Annotated in this window: 1 protein-coding gene; it reads left to right on the top strand. The window is 39.3% G+C overall.

Translation table 11 applies throughout. From position 1 onward, the window contains the following. Window positions 1–352, top strand: a 352-nt coding sequence (gene scpB / locus KH400_RS21410) for an SMC-Scp complex subunit ScpB (protein ID WP_217228089.1), incomplete at its 5' end; no start/stop codon positions are given. Window positions 353–422 lie beyond the last annotated feature (70 nt).

The raw sequence follows: 422 nt of genomic DNA, 5'->3' as shown, positions 1-422 counted from the left end.
GCTAGCTGCATCTCCTCTCCATTCGAGTTTGTCACAGGCAGCGCTTGAAACGTTAGCAATTGTAGCTTACAGGCAGCCAATTACGCGAATGGAAATTGACGAAATTAGAGGAGTGAAATCAGATCGAGCAATTCACACTCTTTCCTCTAAGTTGTTAATAAAAGAAGTAGATCGAGCGCCAGGTCCTGGAAGACCGATTTTATATGGAACAACGAAATTTTTCTTAGACCATTTCGGATTAAATAGTTTAGATGAACTGCCACCTTTACCTGAGAATATTGACGAACATTCACTTGAGGATGAGGCAGACCTATTCTTTAGGAAATTTGAAGAAACGCTTGAAACAGAGTAGAGGAATTGAAGCCTTTACATTTTTTTTGTAAACAAACACACAGAGGCCTCTATCTAACATAGTATAGAAC

This window comes from Desertibacillus haloalkaliphilus, from assembly GCF_019039105.1.
Classification (GTDB): Bacteria; Bacillota; Bacilli; order Bacillales; family KJ1-10-99; genus Desertibacillus; species Desertibacillus haloalkaliphilus.
The sequence above is the reverse complement of the archived record's forward strand: the minus strand, read 5'-3'. Positions and strand labels throughout refer to the sequence as shown.